Here is a 17,821-nt window from a genome sequence, read left to right as displayed (position 1 = left end):
TATGAAGATTAAAAAAACAGGGCTGATGTTGGCTTTTTTGATTACCAATTTAGCCACGGCGCAAACAAGCAAACTGGCCGATTTGGTAGATGAGTTTCGGGCGGATACCCGTGCTTTGGATCGTACCTACATCATTGATGAATCGGAGGAGTATTACCAACGCTTTACCGATTTTTACGAAAATTGGGAAAAGAAAATTGGAGCCCTGGATTTTAATGCACTCTCCCAACAAGAGAGGGTAGACTATATTCTTCTAAAGAATAAAGTGGCTGAAGAAGCTTATTTTTTGGATCAAAGTTATACCGCATTCAAAGAGGTGGCTGATGTGGCCAACTTTACCAAAGAACTCTTTCCTTTCATCAAGGAAAGGCGAAGGGGTAAAAAACCAGATGCAAAACTTATTGCTCAAAATCTGAACAATGCCGCTAAAGCTATCGACTCCGAGATGGAATCCAGAAAATCTAAACCTTTCAAGGATTGGCAAACTGCAGAAAAAGCTTCCAGTGTTGTAACATCCTTTCAAAAAGGATTGGAAGAGGCATATGGTTTTTACTATAGCTACGACCCCGATTTTACGTGGTGGGCCGAAAAACCCTATGTGGCCTTGGACGAAAAACTTACCGCCTACGCTGAGTTTTTGAAAAATAACTATTCGCAGACCAGTGTTAAGGACGATGGCAGTGGGATTATTGGTAAGCCCATTGGCGAAGCTGCCCTCAATGAAAGTCTGGCCATGGAATTTATTCCGTACTCTCCAGCCGATTTAATCAAGACAGCAGAGGAACAATTTGCATGGTGCAAGAATGAAATGATCAAGGCTTCCCGTGAAATGGGATATGGGGACGATTGGAGAAAAGCACTGGAGCATACCAAGAATACGTATGTGCCTGCGGGAGAACAACCACAGGCCATTTTGGATTTGTACGACCATTCTGTAAAGTTTATTGAAGATAGAGATCTTATCACCTTGCCAGATTTGGCCAAAGAAACTTGGGGCATGATCATGATGACGCCAGAGCGCCAAAAAGTGAACCCATTTTTTACAGGAGGAAGAAATATCAGCATTTCGTATCCTACGGATGGGATGGCCCATGATGACAAATTGATGAGCATGCGAGGCAACAACCCCAATTTCTCATTTCCCACCGTGCAGCACGAATTGTTGCCAGGCCACAACCTGCAATTCTTTATGACGAGCCGTCATAAAAATTATCGTGGTGCTTTTTCAACACCTTTTTGGACAGAAGGATGGGCCTTGTATTGGGAAATTATTTTGTGGAACAAGGATTTTCCAGTAACTCCGGAACAAAAAATGGGAATGTTGTTTTGGAGAATCCACCGATGTGCCCGTATCATTTTTTCATTGAAGTTCCATTTGGGTGAAATGACCCCTCAAGAATGCATTGATCTTTTGGTGGATGAAGTGGGGCACGAATACGCCAATGCCGAAGCAGAAGTAAGGCGTTCCTTTACCACCAGCTACCCCCCATTGTACCAATTGGCCTACATGATGGGAGGATTGCAGTTTTATGCTTTACGAAACGAAATGTTGGAGAAAGGATGGACCGAAAAGCAATTTCATGATAGGGTAATGCATGAAGGAAGAATACCAGTGGAATTACTGAGGGCTCTACTTCAAGATTTACCACTGAGCAAGAATTATAAAACCAAGTGGAAGTTTTCCACAGCTTTTAATTAACCAAACTAACCATACAGATGAAGAATAGGCTATTTTGGATTGGACTGCTATTGTTTTTTGGTACCATTTTTAGAATGGAAGCCCAAGGATATTGGGGACGAATTGAGCAACGGGAGCCTACCTTGGGTATTGCAGAGGTGTATGAAAAGTTCAATACACCTGATTTTCAACTGAAGTTGGTCAAGGCATCACAAACTGTGGCCGCACTTCGTCCTGTCAAGGCATTGAATTTTGATTTTAACCCTGGGGACCGATTGGAGCTTCGAGACAAGGATAGTTTGTATCACTTGGGCGACATCAACCTTAGAATAAAGGACGCCAATGGCAATTGGATGGATTTCTCTACGGCAACCGCTAGGGCAGCGGTAACACCATTGGAAGTGAGCGGTAACATTTTGGCCGCTGCTGATTTGGCCAATACATTGCCCAAAGACATTCCGGTATCCGTAAAACGCTATTATGAATTGGATAATGACCAGTTGGTGATACGATTTGAAATAACCAATACGCAAAGCACACCTGTTGAAATTGGCGCTTTGGGAATTCCTATGATTTTCAACAATATTTTGGAAGGAAAATCTTTGACCGAGACGCATGCCCAAAACGTATTTTTTGATCCTTACATTGGAAAAGATGCCGGTTATTTGGAGGTGAAGCGCCTTAGCGGAAGAGGACCCGCGTTATTGGTACTTCCTAAGGAAAATATGTCTTTTGAAGCCTATCGACCACTTTTGGATGATCTTACCAGAAGAAGTATTGTTTTTGAAGGCTTCCATGAGTGGATGGTCTATAGCAAGGCCTATGCTGATAACGAATGGAAAGGTGTGGAGCAGTGGAACACGCCGACCTCTTTGGTGCTACAGCCCAACGATACCAAGAATTTTGCATTAAAGCTGGTCCTGTCCGAAGGGATAAAAGACATACAGGAAACCTTGGTGAAAGAGGAGCGTCCTGTGGCAACCGGAGTTCCCGGCTATGTGGTGCCCCAAGATGTAGATGCCCAGTTGTTCCTCAACTACAAAAGTGGAGTGAGTTCCATAATTGTAGAGCCTAAAGACGCTTTGGATGTAAAAGAAGATGGCGCTACGGCATCAGGATTAAAAAAATTTAGGGTCTCAGGAAAAAAATGGGGGAGAGCTCGGGTTACTGTCACCTATGTGGACGGATTAAAACAGACCATCAACTATAAAGTAATAAAGCCCGAGGAGGAAGTCATTTCCGATTTTGGTCGTTTTTTGACCAACGAACAATGGTTCGATGACCCAAATGATCCTTTCGGAAGAAACCCATCTGCCATCACCTATGATTATGATAAGAAAGAGCAGGTAACCCAAGACAGTAGGGTTTGGATCAGTGGTTTAAGTGATGAAGGAGGTGCTGGTAGTTGGTTGGCTGCGGTAATGAAGCAATTGGTGCAACCCGATCGCGAGGAAATCGTGAAACTTCAGAAATTTGTGGACAACACACTGTGGGGTGGAATTCAATATAGCGATGGTCCACTAAAATATGGAGTGAAAAAAAGTCTGTTCTACTACGAACCCGATTCATTGCCCAAAGGCACCTATAGTGATACAATCAATTATGGTACATGGGCGGCTTGGGATCACAAACATGCGAATGATCCAGGTAGATCATATAATTATCCCCACGTAGCGGCGGCCTATTGGGTGCTTTATCGTTTGGCTCGATATCATGAAGGCTTGGTGGATAATAGATCTTGGCAATGGTATTTGGAAAACGCCTACCACACCAGTGTGGCGATGGTGGAAAAAGCGCCATATTATGCCCAATTCGGTCAAATGGAAGGTTCTGTGTTCCTGCTGATTTTGGAAGACCTTAAAAATGAGGCTTTTGAAGATATGGCCGCTAATTTGGAGGAACGCATGAAGGAACGTGCCAACCATTGGAGGGCATTGGATTATCCGTTTGGCAGTGAAATGCCATGGGATTCCACAGGTCAGGAAGAGGTATATATGTGGTCCGATTATTTTGGCTATGATCGAAAAGCATGGGTCACTTTGAGTGCTATTTTGGCCTATATGCCCACCATGCCCCACTGGGCGTATAATGGAAATGCCCGAAGATATTGGGATTTCTTGTACGGGGGCAAAGCAGGGAAAACTTCTCGTGTAGAACGTCAAATCCATCACTATGGCTCTTCCTTGAACGCTATTCCTGTATTGAAACACTTCAGAAAGAACCCTGATGATCTCTATCTTTTAAAAGTAGGCTATGGTGGTCTTTTGGGCGGAATTTCAAATATTACCCAAGATGGTTTTGGCCCAGCAGCCTTTCACAGTTTTCCATCTACCTTAAAAATAGATGGTATTACTGGGGATTATGGTTCCGGTTTTTATGGCTATGCCGTGAATTCGGCAACCTACATTACCCAAGATGCGGATTTAGGGTGGTTGGCTTTCGGTGGAAACCTGACCCAAAAGGGAGCTATCCTTGAAGTGGATATTACTACCGCTGCAAAATCAAGGGTTTACATTGCTCCCAAAAAAATGTGGCTGACTTTGGATGCCGGAACTTTTGATAAAGTGAGCTACAACACTAAAACTGAGAAAGTTGAAATCACCCTTGGAGGCAAAGATGATTATACACCAAACGCTTTTTTACGAGTGGATGCTGAAAACATCAGTCTCCCCTTCGAGAAAGTCAGGGGGGCGTACAAAATTCCATTGGATAGTAAAGAGCAAAAAATAGTAATATAAAAAGTAGATTAGATCTTAAAGATAAACCCGTCTTCCTCTACTTTCTTATTGTATTTTTCCTTGTCAAATACATAGAGATAGGCACCTTTACGGGAAACGGTCATGTCTTTTTCATCTAGTTTGATGAGCACATCCAATGAATTGATTTTATTGATGAAGTTCCTCTTGTCCAGTTTTTTGTCCAAGATAGATTCATAAAGATTTTGCAGCTGCCGCATGGTAAATTTTTCGGGGAGCAGTTCAAACCCAATAGGCTTGGTGAGTGCTCTCCTTCGGAGCCGGGCCATGGCTCTTTGTACCATTTGATTGTGGTCAAAGATTAAATCGGGGGCTTCATTAAGTTCAAACCATCGGGCCGAATCAATCTGAATGCCGTCAAATTTGTGGGATTCAACATCAATGAGGGCATAATAGGAAACAGAGATGGTTCGCTGGCCAGGATCACGATCTATTTTGCTAAAGGTGTACAACTGTTCCATATAAATATCGCTGAGCCCTGTGAGCGTGTGCAGTACCCGAACTGCTGCTTGATCAAGATTTTCATTCTTCTTTAAGAAACCACCAATTAAGGACCATTTACCCTTTTCTGGTTCAAAATTTCGTTTAATGAGCAGTATTTTCAGGTTTTCCTTATCAAAGCCAAAAATGATGCAGTCAACGGCCAAAAGCACCTGATCTTCTTTGTCATAATAATTGAGTTGCATATTTATATCTTCGGCTTCTTCTAGGTTGTTGATTATTTTCATGAGGACTAAAATCCTAAATCTAATTATGTTAAGCAAATGTTTGTAAGGTAAACACAAAAAATAATCTAGGTGTCTTCATAACACTTTTTTAACGCTAATCCTTGCAAAATCCAAAATTCTTTACGTTCTTTACTAGTGTGTAAGATACACTTTAAAATTGATTGATAGATAACTCGCTTTGCGAAACCTATTTTGAGTTAGTTTTAAGCTTAGTAATTATAGTAAGGCCATGGTCTTGCCATGGCCTTTTTTTAAACCTTCCGTTATGAAAATTAGTGCACATGTTTTAAAATATGCAATGGTCTTTTTGGGCTTTGTTTTACCTTCATTGCTTTTAGCACAGCAACCGGTAACTATTCAAATTAGCAAGAATGCTGATTCTATACAAATAAGCAAACATATATACGGTCATTTTGCCGAACATTTGGGTCGATGTATTTATGATGGCCTTTATGTTGGAGAAGAGAATACCGTTATTCCCAATACCGAAGGAGTTCGTAATGATATTATTGCAGCCCTAAAAGAGTTGAACATTCCCAACTTGCGTTGGCCCGGTGGCTGTTTTGCCGACACCTATCACTGGAAAGATGGTGTTGGACCCCAAGAAGACCGTCCAACCATTGTAAACCGCTGGTGGGGAGGTACAACAGAAGACAACAGTTTTGGTACACATAACTTCTTGAATCTCTGTGAAGAATTGGGTGCAGAACCTTATCTGTCTGCCAATGTTGGGAGTGGAACCGTTCAGGAATTGATAGATTGGATGCAATACACCAACCATGACGGAGTGAGCCCAATGGCTGACTGGAGGCGGGAAAACGGAAGAGAAAAACCTTGGGATGTAAAATACTGGGGCGTTGGTAATGAAACGTGGGGCTGCGGTGGAAATATGACTGCTGAGTACTATGCCGATATTTATAGAAAGTATGCAACCTTTATGTCGGATTGGAACAATACTGGCGGAGTATACAGAATTGCATCCGGCGCTTCCGAAGATGATTACCATTGGACCGAAACCTTGATGAAGAACGTACCTTATAGCCTAATGGAAGCGGTTGCTTTGCATGACTATGCCGTTTTTGATTGGAATGCCAAAGGACCATCAGTAAATTTTGATGAGGAAATCTACTTCAAAAGTATGGAGCAGGCCCTTAAAATGGAAGAGTATGTGACCAAGCATATTGCCATCATGGATAAGTATGATCCCGATGGAAAGGTAGACCTTTTTGTGGATGAATGGGGTGGTTGGTACGATGCTGAACCCGAAGTACAGAATGGTGTGCTCTACCAACAAAATACTATCCGGGATGTAATGATTGCCGGTACTGTACTCAATACCTTTAACAATCATGCAAAACGGGTAAAAATGGCGAATTTGGCCCAAATGGTCAATGTACTGCAGGCTGTGATTCTCACCGATGAGGAAAAAATGATCAAGACGCCTACCTATCATGTGATGAACATGTACAAGGTGCACCAAGATGCAATGTTGCTTCCTTCAAAAATTGAGAACAACGCCCAGTACCGTGGGCTTCCTACCATATCGGTATCGGCATCAAAAGATGCGGACAATACGGTCCACATTTCCTTGGTCAATATCGATTCCCAAGCTGAAAAAGCAGTAGAAGTAAATGTAGCCGACCTAGATATCAAAAACATTAAGGCTCAAATACTGACATCAGAAAAACTTCAGGATCACAACTCGTTCAACAATCCTGAAAAGGTTGTGCCTGGTGAATTCAAAGATTTTAAACTCAGAAAAGGTGTGCTCACCATTCAAGTGCCTGCGCACTCACTTATCGTATTAGAAGGAAAATAATAAAAAAATGAAAAAAGGATTAATTCTAGCAGTGGGTCTTTTGGCCCTTTTGGCATCGTGCAAGACGGATACCCAAAAACAAGAAGATGCCCCAGAGGCAAAGGTGAAGGAGGGCTATCCCATTGAAGCCATAAACATCAGAAATGTAAAATTGAAGGATGAATTTTGGTTACCCATTATTGAAAGGGTCCAGGAAAAAACCATTGAATTTGCCATTGAGAAATGTAACGAGGAAGGGCGTTTTGACAATTTCCTGATCGCTGGAGGGCAGATGGAAGGAACGGTAAAAGGGGCCATGCCCTTTGATGATACCGATGTCTACAAGATTATTGAAGGAGCATCCAACTCCTTGATCAGTGCGCCAAACCCGCAATTGGAATCCTTGTTGGATTCCTTGGTGTCCATTATTAAAGTGGGACAGGAAGAAGATGGTTATCTCACCACTTGGAGGACCATAAATCCTGCAAAACCACCAGCGGAATGGGTTAAGGTAGAAGAAGGAAAACGATGGGAATATCTCGCCATGAGCCATGAACTGTACAATGCAGGTCATTTGTTTGAGGCCGCCGCAGTGCACTATAAGGCTACTGGAAAGCGTAATTTCTTGGACATCGCCCTTAAGAATGCCGACCTTATGGTAGAAACCTTTGGGGATGGAGAAGGAAAGATTGCAGCCGTTCCCGGTCACCAGATTATAGAGACCGGACTTATCAAATTATATGAGGTTACGGGTAAAAAAGAATATTTTGACTTGGCCAAATACTTCTTAGATCATAGGGGTGACCCAGAAAACCATGAACTTTTCGGACCCTATTCACAAGACCATTTGCCGGTAACAGAGCAAGATGAGGTAGTAGGCCATGCCGTTCGCGCAGTGTATATGTATGCCGGGATGACGGATATAGCCGCCATTGAAAAAGATACAGCTTATCTAAAAGCGGTAAATGCACTTTGGGACAATATGGTGACCAAGAAAATGTATGTTACCGGAGGTATTGGCGCAAGACATGAAGGAGAGTCTTTTGGTGAAAACTACGAGTTGCCCAATTTAACGGCTTATAACGAGACCTGTGCTTCCATCGGGGATGTATATTGGAATCACAGATTACATAATCTAACCGGAGATGTAAAATATTTTGATGTCATTGAGAGAACTTTATATAATGGTCTTATCTCAGGACTTTCATTGGACGGTGAGAAATTTTTCTATCCTAATGCCTTGGAGTCCGATGGGGTTTATAAGTTCAATCAGGGGGCGTGCACACGTAAGGATTGGTTCGATTGTTCGTGCTGTCCAACCAATGTTATCCGTTTTATTCCCGCTATGCCCGGTTTGATCTATTCTAAGACTGACGATACCATATTTGTAAACCTTTATGCAGCCAACGATGCCACGGTTGATCTTAAAGATCAAGCCATTCAGGTATCGCAGGAAACATCCTATCCATGGGACGGAAAAGTGAAACTAACTGTTGATCCTGATGAAGCTGGTGAATTTACCATGAAGTTCAGGGTTCCCGGATGGGCAAGAAACGAGGTGTTGCCCAGTGACCTATATCACTATGCCAATCCAGTGGATGAGAACAACTCCATAACTATAAACGGAGAATCCATTGATGCAACTGCAGACAATGGCTACTATACTGTAACCCGTGAATGGAAAGCTGGCGATGTAGTGAATTTGGAGTTCCCCATGGAAGTACGAAAAGTTATTGCCAACCCATTGGTGGAAGAAGACCAGGGCAAAATGTCCTTGGAATACGGACCCATCGTATACGCCGTGGAAGAGATTGATAACAAAGGAGATTTTGATAACATCAAATTGACTTCCAACGATCAGTTTCAGGTGGAGATGCAACCTGACTTATTGGGGGGCGTAACCACTATCTCCAATGATAATTTAACCGCTATACCATACTATGCTTGGTCCAATAGGGGCGTAGGTAAAATGAAGGTATGGCTACCCACAGAAACTAACTAGCAAAAGCGGAACAATGATGAGGCATTCAATGGTGAAATATGTAATGGGACTGGCCATAGTGGTGAGCCTTGTCTCTTGTAAAACAGAGAAAAAGGATACCATTGAAGGTGCTAAAGTGGTAAACCGTAATCTTGTGGTTGATTTGGGCGATACCGGAATAAAGATTCAACCAACCATGTACGGTGTGTTTTTTGAGGATATCAACTTTGCGGCTGATGGCGGCATTTATGCCGAAATGATAAAGAACCGTTCCTTTGAATTTACCTTGCCAAAAACAGGCTGGGTAGAGCCCAATAGTGATAGACACTCCTATAATGCTGAATCGGGTATTTTAAGTATTGTGAAATATGCTGGGGATACCAACAACCATAATTACGCTCGGGTTGCGGTCAACAGTGATCAAGGCTATGTCTTGATAAATGAAGGTTTCCGAGGTATGGGGGTCAAAGAAGGTGCCCAGTATGATTTTTCCATAGACGTTGCCAAACATTCAGGCAATATTCAAAAAATAAACCTTCAAGTGGTTGACTCTCTAGATCAGGTATTGGGGGAAACTTCCATCAGTCCGGATAGTGATTCGTGGAAGACCTATGAATCCAGTTTTATGGTCAGCAAATCTGAAATGAAGGCCAAAGTCAAGATTACTTTTGAAGGTACAGGCGCGATAGATTTGGATATGATTTCCTTGTTTCCCCAAGATACTTGGAAAGGAAGAAAAAAAGGGCTTCGCAAAGATTTGGTACAGCTGTTGGATGATATGAACCCTGGATTTCTGCGTTTTCCAGGGGGATGCATTGTAGAAGGAAGAACCTTGGCCAGACGCTATCAGTGGAAAAAAACCGTTGGTGACATTGAAGACCGGGAGATTTTGGTGAATCGCTGGAACACAGAGTTCGGTCATAGACCCACTCCGGATTACTATCAGAGTTTTGGTTTGGGATTTTTCGAGTATTTCCAGCTATCAGAAGATATGGGTGCCGAACCGCTTCCCATTTTGGGATGTGGTATCGCTTGCCAGTTCAACACAGGAGAGTTGGTGCCATTGGATGAATTGGATCCCTATGTACAAGATGCATTAGATCTTATCGAATTTGCCAACGGAGACACCAATACCGCTTGGGGTAAGGTAAGGGCCAATATGGGTCATCCAGAACCCTTCAATATGAAGTACATCGGTATTGGAAATGAACAATGGGGTCCCGCTTATATTGAACGCTATGCCATTTTTGAAAAGGCACTCAAGGAGCAATATCCAGAAATTATCATTGTTTCAGGAAGTGGACCTTTCCCCGATGGCGATTATTTTGAATACGGATGGGAACAACTTAAAGAAATGAATGCTGAGATTGTGGATGAACACTATTACCGTCCTCCACAATGGTTCCGGGACAATGCAACAAGATATGACAGCTATGACCGAAATGGGCCCAAGGTCTTTGCAGGTGAATATGCTGCGCAAAGCGTGGCCATTGCAAGTCCTGATAATGAAAACAATTGGGATTGTGCTCTCTCCGAAGCCGCTTTTATGACGGGATTGGAACGTAATGCGGAAGTGGTTCAGCTTACTTCGTATGCTCCCCTTATGGCACATGCCGATGCATGGCAATGGACTCCGGACATGATATGGTTCAATAATTTGGAATCTTACGGTACCGCCAATTATCAAGTGCAAAAAATGTATGCTACTAATGCAGGGACAGATTTGTTGGGAATATCGGAAAACGGAAAACCCTTGATAGGGCAAGAAGGATTGTATGCCAGTGCGGTTAAAGATGCCAATACAGGTGAGCTAATTGTAAAAATAGTAAATACCGAATCGCATCCACAAGCATTGAAGCTTACCACCAATAATGGAAATCTAGATAAAACAGGAACAATGCTCACCCTTCAAAACAACAATTTACGAGCGGTAAATTCATTCGAATCTCCAGACTTAATAAGCCCAAAAGAAAGTACCTTTGAGACTAGTGCTGAGGTAGTTGAGGTTACTGTTGAACCCTATTCAATGAATGTCTTAAAAATTAAAATACAGTAAAATAAAGTTTTTTGGGTCAAAAAGAAGTCCCAGACACTAACCAACACAATGAAAAAGTACGTAATAGGATTGGATTATGGTTCCGACTCGGTTAGAGCGGTTTTGATTGATACGGAAAATGGAGCGGAGTTGGCCTCAGAGGTCTTTTGGTATCCGCGCTGGAAAGAACAGAAATACTGTAAACCTGGTATCAACCAGTTTAGGCAGCATCCCTTGGATCATATTGAAGGTTTGGAACATACCATCAAAGCGGTGGTATCGCAAAGTGGTGTAAATCCAGAAACCGTTTTGGGAATTTGTATAGATACTACAGGTTCATCACCCATGCCTTTGACAAAAGATGGAACCCCTTTGGCCTTGGTCGAAGGATTTCAGGAAAATCCCAATGCCATGATGGTATTGTGGAAGGACCACACAGCAGTAAAAGAAGCCAATGAAATCAATGAACTGGCCAGAAGCTGGGGCGGTGAGGATTATACCAAATATGAAGGAGGTATTTATTCCTCCGAATGGTTTTGGGCCAAGATTCTTCATGTAGCTCGGGAAGATAAAAATGTTGTTGAAGCTACCCACACATGGATGGAACATTGTGATTTCATCACGTATCTATTGGCAGACCATAAAGATTTAGAAACATTCAAACGAAGCAGATGTGCTGCCGGTCACAAGGCCATGTGGCATGAAAGCTGGGGTGGATTGCCATCCCAAGAATTTTTGTCCAAGTTAGATCCATATTTGGCATCCCTTCGGGATAAATTGTATGATGAAACCTATACGTCCAACGAGATTGCAGGTCATTTGAATGAGGAGTGGGCCAACAAATTGGGACTTACCACCAATACCGTATTGGCCGTGGGAACCTTTGATGCCCATGCCGGAGCAGTGGGGGCCAAAGTGGACCACCATGCACTCGTTCGGGTGATGGGTACTTCCACTTGCGATATCATGGTGTCTACCCACGATGCGGTTGGCGATAAAACCGTAAAAGGAATTTGTGGTCAGGTTGATGGCTCCGTAATCCCGGGATTGATGGGATTGGAAGCAGGTCAGTCTGCATTTGGCGATGTCTTGGCGTGGTTTAAAACTGTGCTGGCTTGGCCGTTGGATAATTTGGTGATGAAATCATCCGTTTTGTCCGATGAGCAGAAGAAACAATTGCAAGAAGAAGTTGAAGCCAAGTTTATTCGGACTTTAGCAGAACAAGCAGAGGCCATTCCACTTTCAGAAGTGGTGCCCATGGCGTTGGACTGGATTAACGGACGAAGAACGCCCGATGCCAACCAAGAATTGAAGAGCGCCATAACCGGAATCTCATTGGGAACAAAAGCGCCTCATATTTTTAAGGCCTTGGTCAATGCCATCTGTTTTGGTTCCAAAATGATTGTGGACCGATTCGAGGAAGAAGGTGTGAAGATTGAATCGGTTATTGGTATTGGAGGTGTGGCCAGAAAGTCACCCTTTATCATGCAGACCTTGGCCAACGTTTTGAATATGCCAATTAAAGTAGCCGAATCTGATCAGGCACCTGCTTTGGGAGCAGCCATCTATGCGGCCACGGCAGCTGGGGTTTACGAATCCGTAATTGAAGCAAGCAAGGTTATGGGCAGTGAATTTGAAGCGGAATATTTCCCGCAGGCTTCCCAAGTGGAAACCTATGCCAAATTGATGGAGTCCTATAAAGCACTCGGTCAATTTGTGGAAGAACAAACGAATAAAAAAGCTTAAAATGTCAAAATATAAGTCGCTGAAAGAAGAATGTTACGAGGCCAATATGGAGCTCAATGCTCTAGGCTTGGTCATTTATACGTTTGGCAATGTAAGTGCAGTCGACCGGGACAGTGGTGTTTTTGCCATTAAACCCAGTGGTGTACCCTACGAGAAACTGAAACCATCGGACATGGTGATTTTGGACTATGACAACAATGTAGTGGAGGGTGATTTACGGCCATCGTCTGACACCAAAACCCATAGTTACCTCTATAAAAACTGGGAAAATATTGGTGGAGTTGCCCATACCCATGCCATGTATTCGGTTTCTTGGGCGCAGGCGCAGAAGGACATTCCCATTTTTGGAACCACGCATGCAGATCATCTTACCCAAGACATTCCTTGTGCACCACCAATGACCGATGAGCTGATAGAAGGCAATTATGAGCACAACACTGGAATCCAGATTTTGGACTGTTTTTCATCCCGAAACTTGGATTACAATGAAGTGGAAATGGTTCTCATTGGGAATCACGGTCCTTTTGCCTGGGGCAAAAACGCAGCCAAGGCCGTGTACAATACTAAAGTATTGGAGACCGTGGCCCAGATGGCTTATTTGACGCTTCAGATAAACCCCAATGCCCCTAGATTAAAAGACTCTTTAATAAAAAAACATTATGAGCGTAAGCATGGTAAAAACGCCTATTACGGTCAATGACAATCAATAAGTAGATAAATGAAAATAGCTGAAAAGGAGATTTGGTTTGTAACAGGAAGCCAACATTTGTACGGCCCTGAAACACTAAAACAAGTGGCCACAAACTCAAAGAATATTGTGGATGGATTGAATGAATCTGGGAATCTGCCCATTTCTTTGGTTTTTAAACCTGTGGTGACCACTCCAGATGAAATTACCGCTGTATGCCGGGAGGCGAGCAATGATGTAAATTGTATTGGGGTGGTGGCATGGATGCACACCTTTTCTCCATCAAAAATGTGGATAGCCGGACTTACCGTGTTGAGTAAGCCATTATGTCATCTTCACACCCAGTTCAATGCAGAAATTCCATGGGAAACCATTGATATGGACTTCATGAACTTGAATCAATCTGCCCATGGAGATCGGGAATTCGGTTTTATGATGACCCGTATGCGCAAAAAACGGAAGGTTGTGGTAGGACATTGGAAAGATGCGCGCGTGCAGCAAAAACTGGCCGTTTGGTCAAGAGTAGCGCTAGGCTGCCATGAACTTCAAAATATGAAAGTGGCCCGTATTGGGGACAACATGCGTGAAGTGGCCGTTACGGAAGGTGACAAAGTAGCCGCTCAAATGCGTTTCGGAGTTGCTGTGAATGCCTACGATTCGTCTGATATTACTAAAATTATTGATACGTTAGATCAAAAGTCAACTGACCAATTGCTTGAAGAATATGAATCAAGCTATACCTTAACGGATGCCCTTAAAAAGGGAGGCGCTCAGCGAGAATCTCTTGTAGAGGCTGCCAAAATTGAATTGGCACTGCGTACCTTTTTGGAGGATGGTGGTTTTAAGGCCTTTACCGATACATTTGAGAACTTGGGTGCATTGCGCCAATTACCGGGGCTTGCAGTTCAACGCTTAATGGCCGACGGGTATGGTTTTGGTGGAGAAGGGGATTGGAAAACCGCTGCCATGGTCAGTGCCATGAAATTAATGGCCAAAGGATTGGAAGGGGGTACTTCATTCATGGAAGATTACACTTACCACTTCACCCCAGAAAAAGATTATGTGTTGGGCTCTCACATGTTGGAGATTTGCCCGTCCATTGCCAGTGGAAAACCCTCCTGCGAAGTACACCCGTTGGGTATCGGAGGTAAGGAAGATCCTGTACGTTTGGTATTCAATTCTCCTGCTGGTGATGCACTTAATGCTTCTTTGGTAGATATGGGAAATCGATTCCGTTTGATCGTAAACGAAGTTGAAGCCATTGAACCTATGGCAGATTTGCCTAAATTGCCGGTTGCCAGGGTACTGTGGGATGCCAAACCCAACTTGGATGTGGCTGCCACCGCTTGGATATTGGCCGGTGGAGCGCACCATACGGTGTATACGCAGGCATTGACCACGGAGTACATGGAAGATTTTGCTGATATTTTTGGTATAGAACTTTTGGTAATTGATGCCGAGACACGAATTAGAAGCTTCAAAGATTTAATTCACGCCAATGAGGCTTATTATCATTTGTTTCAGCATAATATGTAGCACATAAAAACTAAAAAATTAACTGAACGAACTAAAATGATGAAGACAATTCAAGCTTCTTTACTGTATTTTGTTTTTCTTGCAGCACTATTAAATATAGGGTGTAAGGAAAATAAAAAAGAAAACCAATCTGAAACAGAAATGGTGAAGACGGAATCAGAGAAAAACCATATTGAAAAAAGTGCCTTTGGCGAAACACCCGATGGTCAAAAAGTGGAGAAGTACACCCTGAGTAATGACAATGGTATGGAAATCGATGTGATCACCTACGGTGGAATCATCACCCGTTGGACGGCTCCCGATAAAAATGGAAACTATGAGGATGTGGTCCTCGGGTTCAATGATTTGGAATCTTATTTTGGGGACGTTCCCTATTTTGGGGCGTTGATTGGAAGATATGGCAACCGAATAGCTAACGGTCAGTTTTCGTTGGATGGTGAAACCTACACTTTGGCCAAAAACAATGGGCCAAACCATTTGCATGGGGGTGTCAAAGGATTTGATAAGGCAGTTTGGAATGCCAAGACAGAAAACACTGATGATGGCGCTTCATTGGTGCTTACCTATACCAGTGCCGATGGTGAAGAAGGGTATCCCGGAAAGCTCGATGTAAAAGTGACTTATACTTTAACAGGAGATGACCAATTGGATATTCATTATGAAGCGGTGACTGATAAGCCCACTGTGGTGAACCTAACACAACATAGTTATTTCAATCTTTCCGGAGATTTCTCCCAAGATATTTTGAATCATGAGGTAACCCTAAACGCTTCTGCCTATTTACCCGTGGATGCAGGGTTGATTCCCACAGGCGAACTTCGTCCTGTTGAAGGAACTCCGTTTGATTTTACAGAACCGAAAGCGGTTGGAAAAGAAATTAATGCCGATAACGAACAAATTAAAAGAGGCGGGGGTTACGACCACTGCTGGGTACTCAAAGAAACTGAGGAAAACTTGGGCTTCGCAGCATCTGCCTATCATCCAAGAACAGGCCGTTTATTAGAGGTCTATACCGATGAACCAGGAATTCAATTCTATACAGGTAATTTCTTGGACGGTAGTTTGACTTCAAAAAATGGAGGAACCTATGGAAAGCGTTCAGGACTTTGCTTGGAAACCCAACATTATCCAGATTCTCCAAATCAGGAAACATTTCCAACAACACGATTGAATCCTGGAGATACCTATAGCTCCCACACTAGTTTTAAGTTCTCAACCAAATAAACCACTATCATGCAGACATTGGATACTTTTGATTGGATTTCCATATCCATCTATTTTGTGGTGCTTTTAGGGATTGCGGTTTGGGTTATCCGAAAAAAGAAAGAAAACACCGAAGACTATTTCCTTGCGGGTAGAAATGTGGGGTGGTTCGTAGTCGGAGCATCCATTTTTGCCTCTAATATTGGGTCAGAACACGTTGTAGGGCTTGCTGGAGCAGGAGCAGGTGACCGTTTGCCCATGTTGATTTATGAAATTCAAGCCTGGGTCGTATTGATTTTGGGATGGGTCTTTTTACCATTCTATGCCAGGGCTGGGGTGTTTACCATGCCTGAATTCTTGGAAAAACGTTTTGATGCCCGTTCCCGATGGATTTTATCCGTGTTTTCAATTGTAGCCTACGTGCTCACCAAAATTTCTGTTACCATTTATGCTGGTGGAGTTGTAGTTTCCGCTTTGTTGGGGATCGATTTTTGGACCGGTGCCATCGCTACCGTTGTATTAACAGGAATCTATACTATTTTGGGTGGAATGCGTGCGGTGGTTTATACCGAAACGCTTCAAGCCATTATACTGATCATTGGTGCTGCAGCCCTTACTGTAATTGGATTGGATGAAGTAGGTGGTTGGGAAAGCATGAAGCAGACCGTTACACCGGAATATCTGAATATGTGGCGCTCCGCTTCGGATCCTGATTTTCCATGGCCACCACTTTTGATTGCAAGTACAATTACTGGTATTTGGTATTGGTGCACGGACCAATATATTGTGCAACGCGCACTAACTGCCAAAAATATTAAGGAAGGAAGACGAGGAACCATTTTTGGAGCTCTGTTGAAATTAATGCCCGTTTTCTTGTTTTTGATTCCTGGGGTTATTGCCTTGACCTTGAAAATGAGAGGACAATTGGAATGGGACACTCCAGACCAAGCCTTCCCTGTATTAATGAGTAATTTATTGCCATCCGGGTTACGAGGATTGGTTGCTGCGGGTCTTTTGGCAGCCTTGATGAGCTCTTTGGCTTCCGTATTCAACTCGTGTTCTACCTTGTTTACCGTTGACATTTATAAAAAATTACGCCCCAATACTCCAGAAAAGAAATTGGTAAGAACAGGACAGATTGCTACCGTAATCGTTGTAATCATTGGTATTATCTGGATTCCTATTATGGCCAACATATCAGGAGTACTCTATGAATACTTACAGAGTGTACAATCGTACATTGCACCACCCATAACGGCGGTATTCCTTTTGGGTATTTTCCACAAACGAATTAATGCCCAAGGTGCATTTGTCACCTTGGTTGTGGGATTCATTGTTGGTGCCCTTCGAATTATATTGGAATTGGTCAAAGGCTCACTGGACCCCAACAGCTTTTGGTTTATGTTGGGAGATATGAACTTCTTGAGCTTTGCGTCATGGTTTTTCCTTTTCTGTATCATTTTGATATTGGTGGTGAGTTATGCCACTGCTGCGCCATCTGAAGAAAAACTGAAGAACTTGACATACGCTACCATTTCTGAGGAAGAAAAACAAGCAAACAAAAACAGCTACAACTGGAAGGATATAGTCATATCCATTTTAATTGTGGCCATTGTAATTTATGTAATGGTTTGGTTCAATGGAAAGTAGGTAGGTACTGTTGAAAAGAGAT

Annotated in this window: 11 protein-coding genes; 10 read left to right on the top strand and 1 reads right to left on the bottom strand. The window is 42.9% G+C overall.

Features of this window, described 5'->3' with window-relative positions:
- The first annotated feature begins 1 nt into the window (after position 1).
- Together FG28_RS02600 and FG28_RS02595 are read left to right on the top strand one after the other, a co-directional pair.
- A complete protein-coding gene (locus FG28_RS02600; RefSeq protein WP_036379679.1) occupies positions 2 to 1,699 on the top strand; it encodes a DUF885 family protein in 1,698 nt (565 codons plus the stop codon).
- A gap of 17 nt (positions 1,700 to 1,716) precedes the next feature.
- Positions 1,717 to 4,416, top strand: coding sequence for a DUF5695 domain-containing protein (locus FG28_RS02595; protein WP_036379677.1), 2,700 nt, complete (start codon positions 1,717 to 1,719; stop codon positions 4,414 to 4,416).
- 8 nt (positions 4,417 to 4,424) lie between these two features.
- Here FG28_RS02595 and FG28_RS02590 read toward each other — a convergent pair whose 3' ends face one another.
- Positions 4,425 to 5,162: an NUDIX hydrolase gene (locus FG28_RS02590; protein WP_051947162.1), complete on the bottom strand. Its 738-nt coding sequence runs from the start codon at positions 5,160 to 5,162 to the stop codon at positions 4,425 to 4,427.
- Between the two features lie 265 nt (positions 5,163 to 5,427).
- On the opposite strand from FG28_RS02590, the gene FG28_RS02585 reads away from it, so the two are divergent.
- The 8 genes from FG28_RS02585 to FG28_RS02550 are packed head-to-tail and all read left to right on the top strand — an operon-like array spanning position 5,428 to position 17,799.
- Positions 5,428 to 6,981, top strand: a complete 1,554-nt coding sequence (locus FG28_RS02585) for an alpha-N-arabinofuranosidase (RefSeq protein ID WP_036386081.1) — start codon at positions 5,428 to 5,430, stop codon at positions 6,979 to 6,981.
- Positions 6,982 to 6,988: 7 nt separating this feature from the next.
- Positions 6,989 to 8,962, top strand: a complete 1,974-nt coding sequence (locus FG28_RS02580) for a glycoside hydrolase family 127 protein (RefSeq protein WP_036379675.1) — start codon at positions 6,989 to 6,991, stop codon at positions 8,960 to 8,962.
- A gap of 16 nt (positions 8,963 to 8,978) precedes the next feature.
- On the top strand, positions 8,979 to 10,997 hold the full coding sequence (locus tag FG28_RS02575) for an alpha-L-arabinofuranosidase C-terminal domain-containing protein (protein WP_036379672.1): 2,019 nt from the start codon (positions 8,979 to 8,981) through the stop codon (positions 10,995 to 10,997).
- Positions 10,998 to 11,045: 48 nt separating this feature from the next.
- Positions 11,046 to 12,722, top strand: a complete 1,677-nt coding sequence (locus tag FG28_RS02570; RefSeq protein ID WP_036379669.1) for a ribulokinase — start codon at positions 11,046 to 11,048, stop codon at positions 12,720 to 12,722.
- Position 12,723: 1 nt separating this feature from the next.
- Positions 12,724 to 13,422, top strand: a complete 699-nt coding sequence (locus tag FG28_RS02565; protein WP_036379667.1) for an L-ribulose-5-phosphate 4-epimerase — start codon at positions 12,724 to 12,726, stop codon at positions 13,420 to 13,422.
- An 18-nt stretch (positions 13,423 to 13,440) separates the two neighbouring features.
- The gene (gene araA / locus FG28_RS02560; RefSeq protein ID WP_036379665.1) at positions 13,441 to 14,946 is read left to right on the top strand and encodes an L-arabinose isomerase; all 1,506 of its coding nucleotides are present in this window, start codon (positions 13,441 to 13,443) and stop codon (positions 14,944 to 14,946) included.
- A gap of 39 nt (positions 14,947 to 14,985) precedes the next feature.
- Complete coding sequence (locus tag FG28_RS02555; protein ID WP_036379664.1) at positions 14,986 to 16,170, top strand: aldose epimerase family protein; 1,185 nt, start codon at positions 14,986 to 14,988, stop codon at positions 16,168 to 16,170.
- Between the two features lie 9 nt (positions 16,171 to 16,179).
- A complete protein-coding gene (locus tag FG28_RS02550) occupies positions 16,180 to 17,799 on the top strand; it encodes a sodium:solute symporter (protein ID WP_036379662.1) in 1,620 nt (539 codons plus the stop codon).
- Positions 17,800 to 17,821: the final 22 nt, after the last annotated feature.

It is taken from the genome of Muricauda sp. MAR_2010_75 (assembly GCF_000745185.1).
GTDB lineage: Bacteria > Bacteroidota > Bacteroidia > Flavobacteriales > Flavobacteriaceae > Flagellimonas.
This window is presented reverse-complemented; position numbering and strand designations above follow the sequence as displayed.

Coding starts and splice junctions, on each gene's coding strand:
- FG28_RS02600 (WP_036379679.1), top strand. CDS start 2: ATGAAGATTAAAAAAACAGGGCTGATGTTGGCTTTTTTGATTACCAAT.
- FG28_RS02595 (WP_036379677.1), top strand. CDS start 1,717: ATGAAGAATAGGCTATTTTGGATTGGACTGCTATTGTTTTTTGGTACC.
- FG28_RS02590 (WP_051947162.1), bottom strand. CDS start 5,162: ATGAAAATAATCAACAACCTAGAAGAAGCCGAAGATATAAATATGCAA.
- FG28_RS02585 (WP_036386081.1), top strand. CDS start 5,428: ATGAAAATTAGTGCACATGTTTTAAAATATGCAATGGTCTTTTTGGGC.
- FG28_RS02580 (WP_036379675.1), top strand. CDS start 6,989: ATGAAAAAAGGATTAATTCTAGCAGTGGGTCTTTTGGCCCTTTTGGCA.
- FG28_RS02575 (WP_036379672.1), top strand. CDS start 8,979: ATGAGGCATTCAATGGTGAAATATGTAATGGGACTGGCCATAGTGGTG.
- FG28_RS02570 (WP_036379669.1), top strand. CDS start 11,046: ATGAAAAAGTACGTAATAGGATTGGATTATGGTTCCGACTCGGTTAGA.
- FG28_RS02565 (WP_036379667.1), top strand. CDS start 12,724: ATGTCAAAATATAAGTCGCTGAAAGAAGAATGTTACGAGGCCAATATG.
- araA (WP_036379665.1), top strand. CDS start 13,441: ATGAAAATAGCTGAAAAGGAGATTTGGTTTGTAACAGGAAGCCAACAT.
- FG28_RS02555 (WP_036379664.1), top strand. CDS start 14,986: ATGAAGACAATTCAAGCTTCTTTACTGTATTTTGTTTTTCTTGCAGCA.
- FG28_RS02550 (WP_036379662.1), top strand. CDS start 16,180: ATGCAGACATTGGATACTTTTGATTGGATTTCCATATCCATCTATTTT.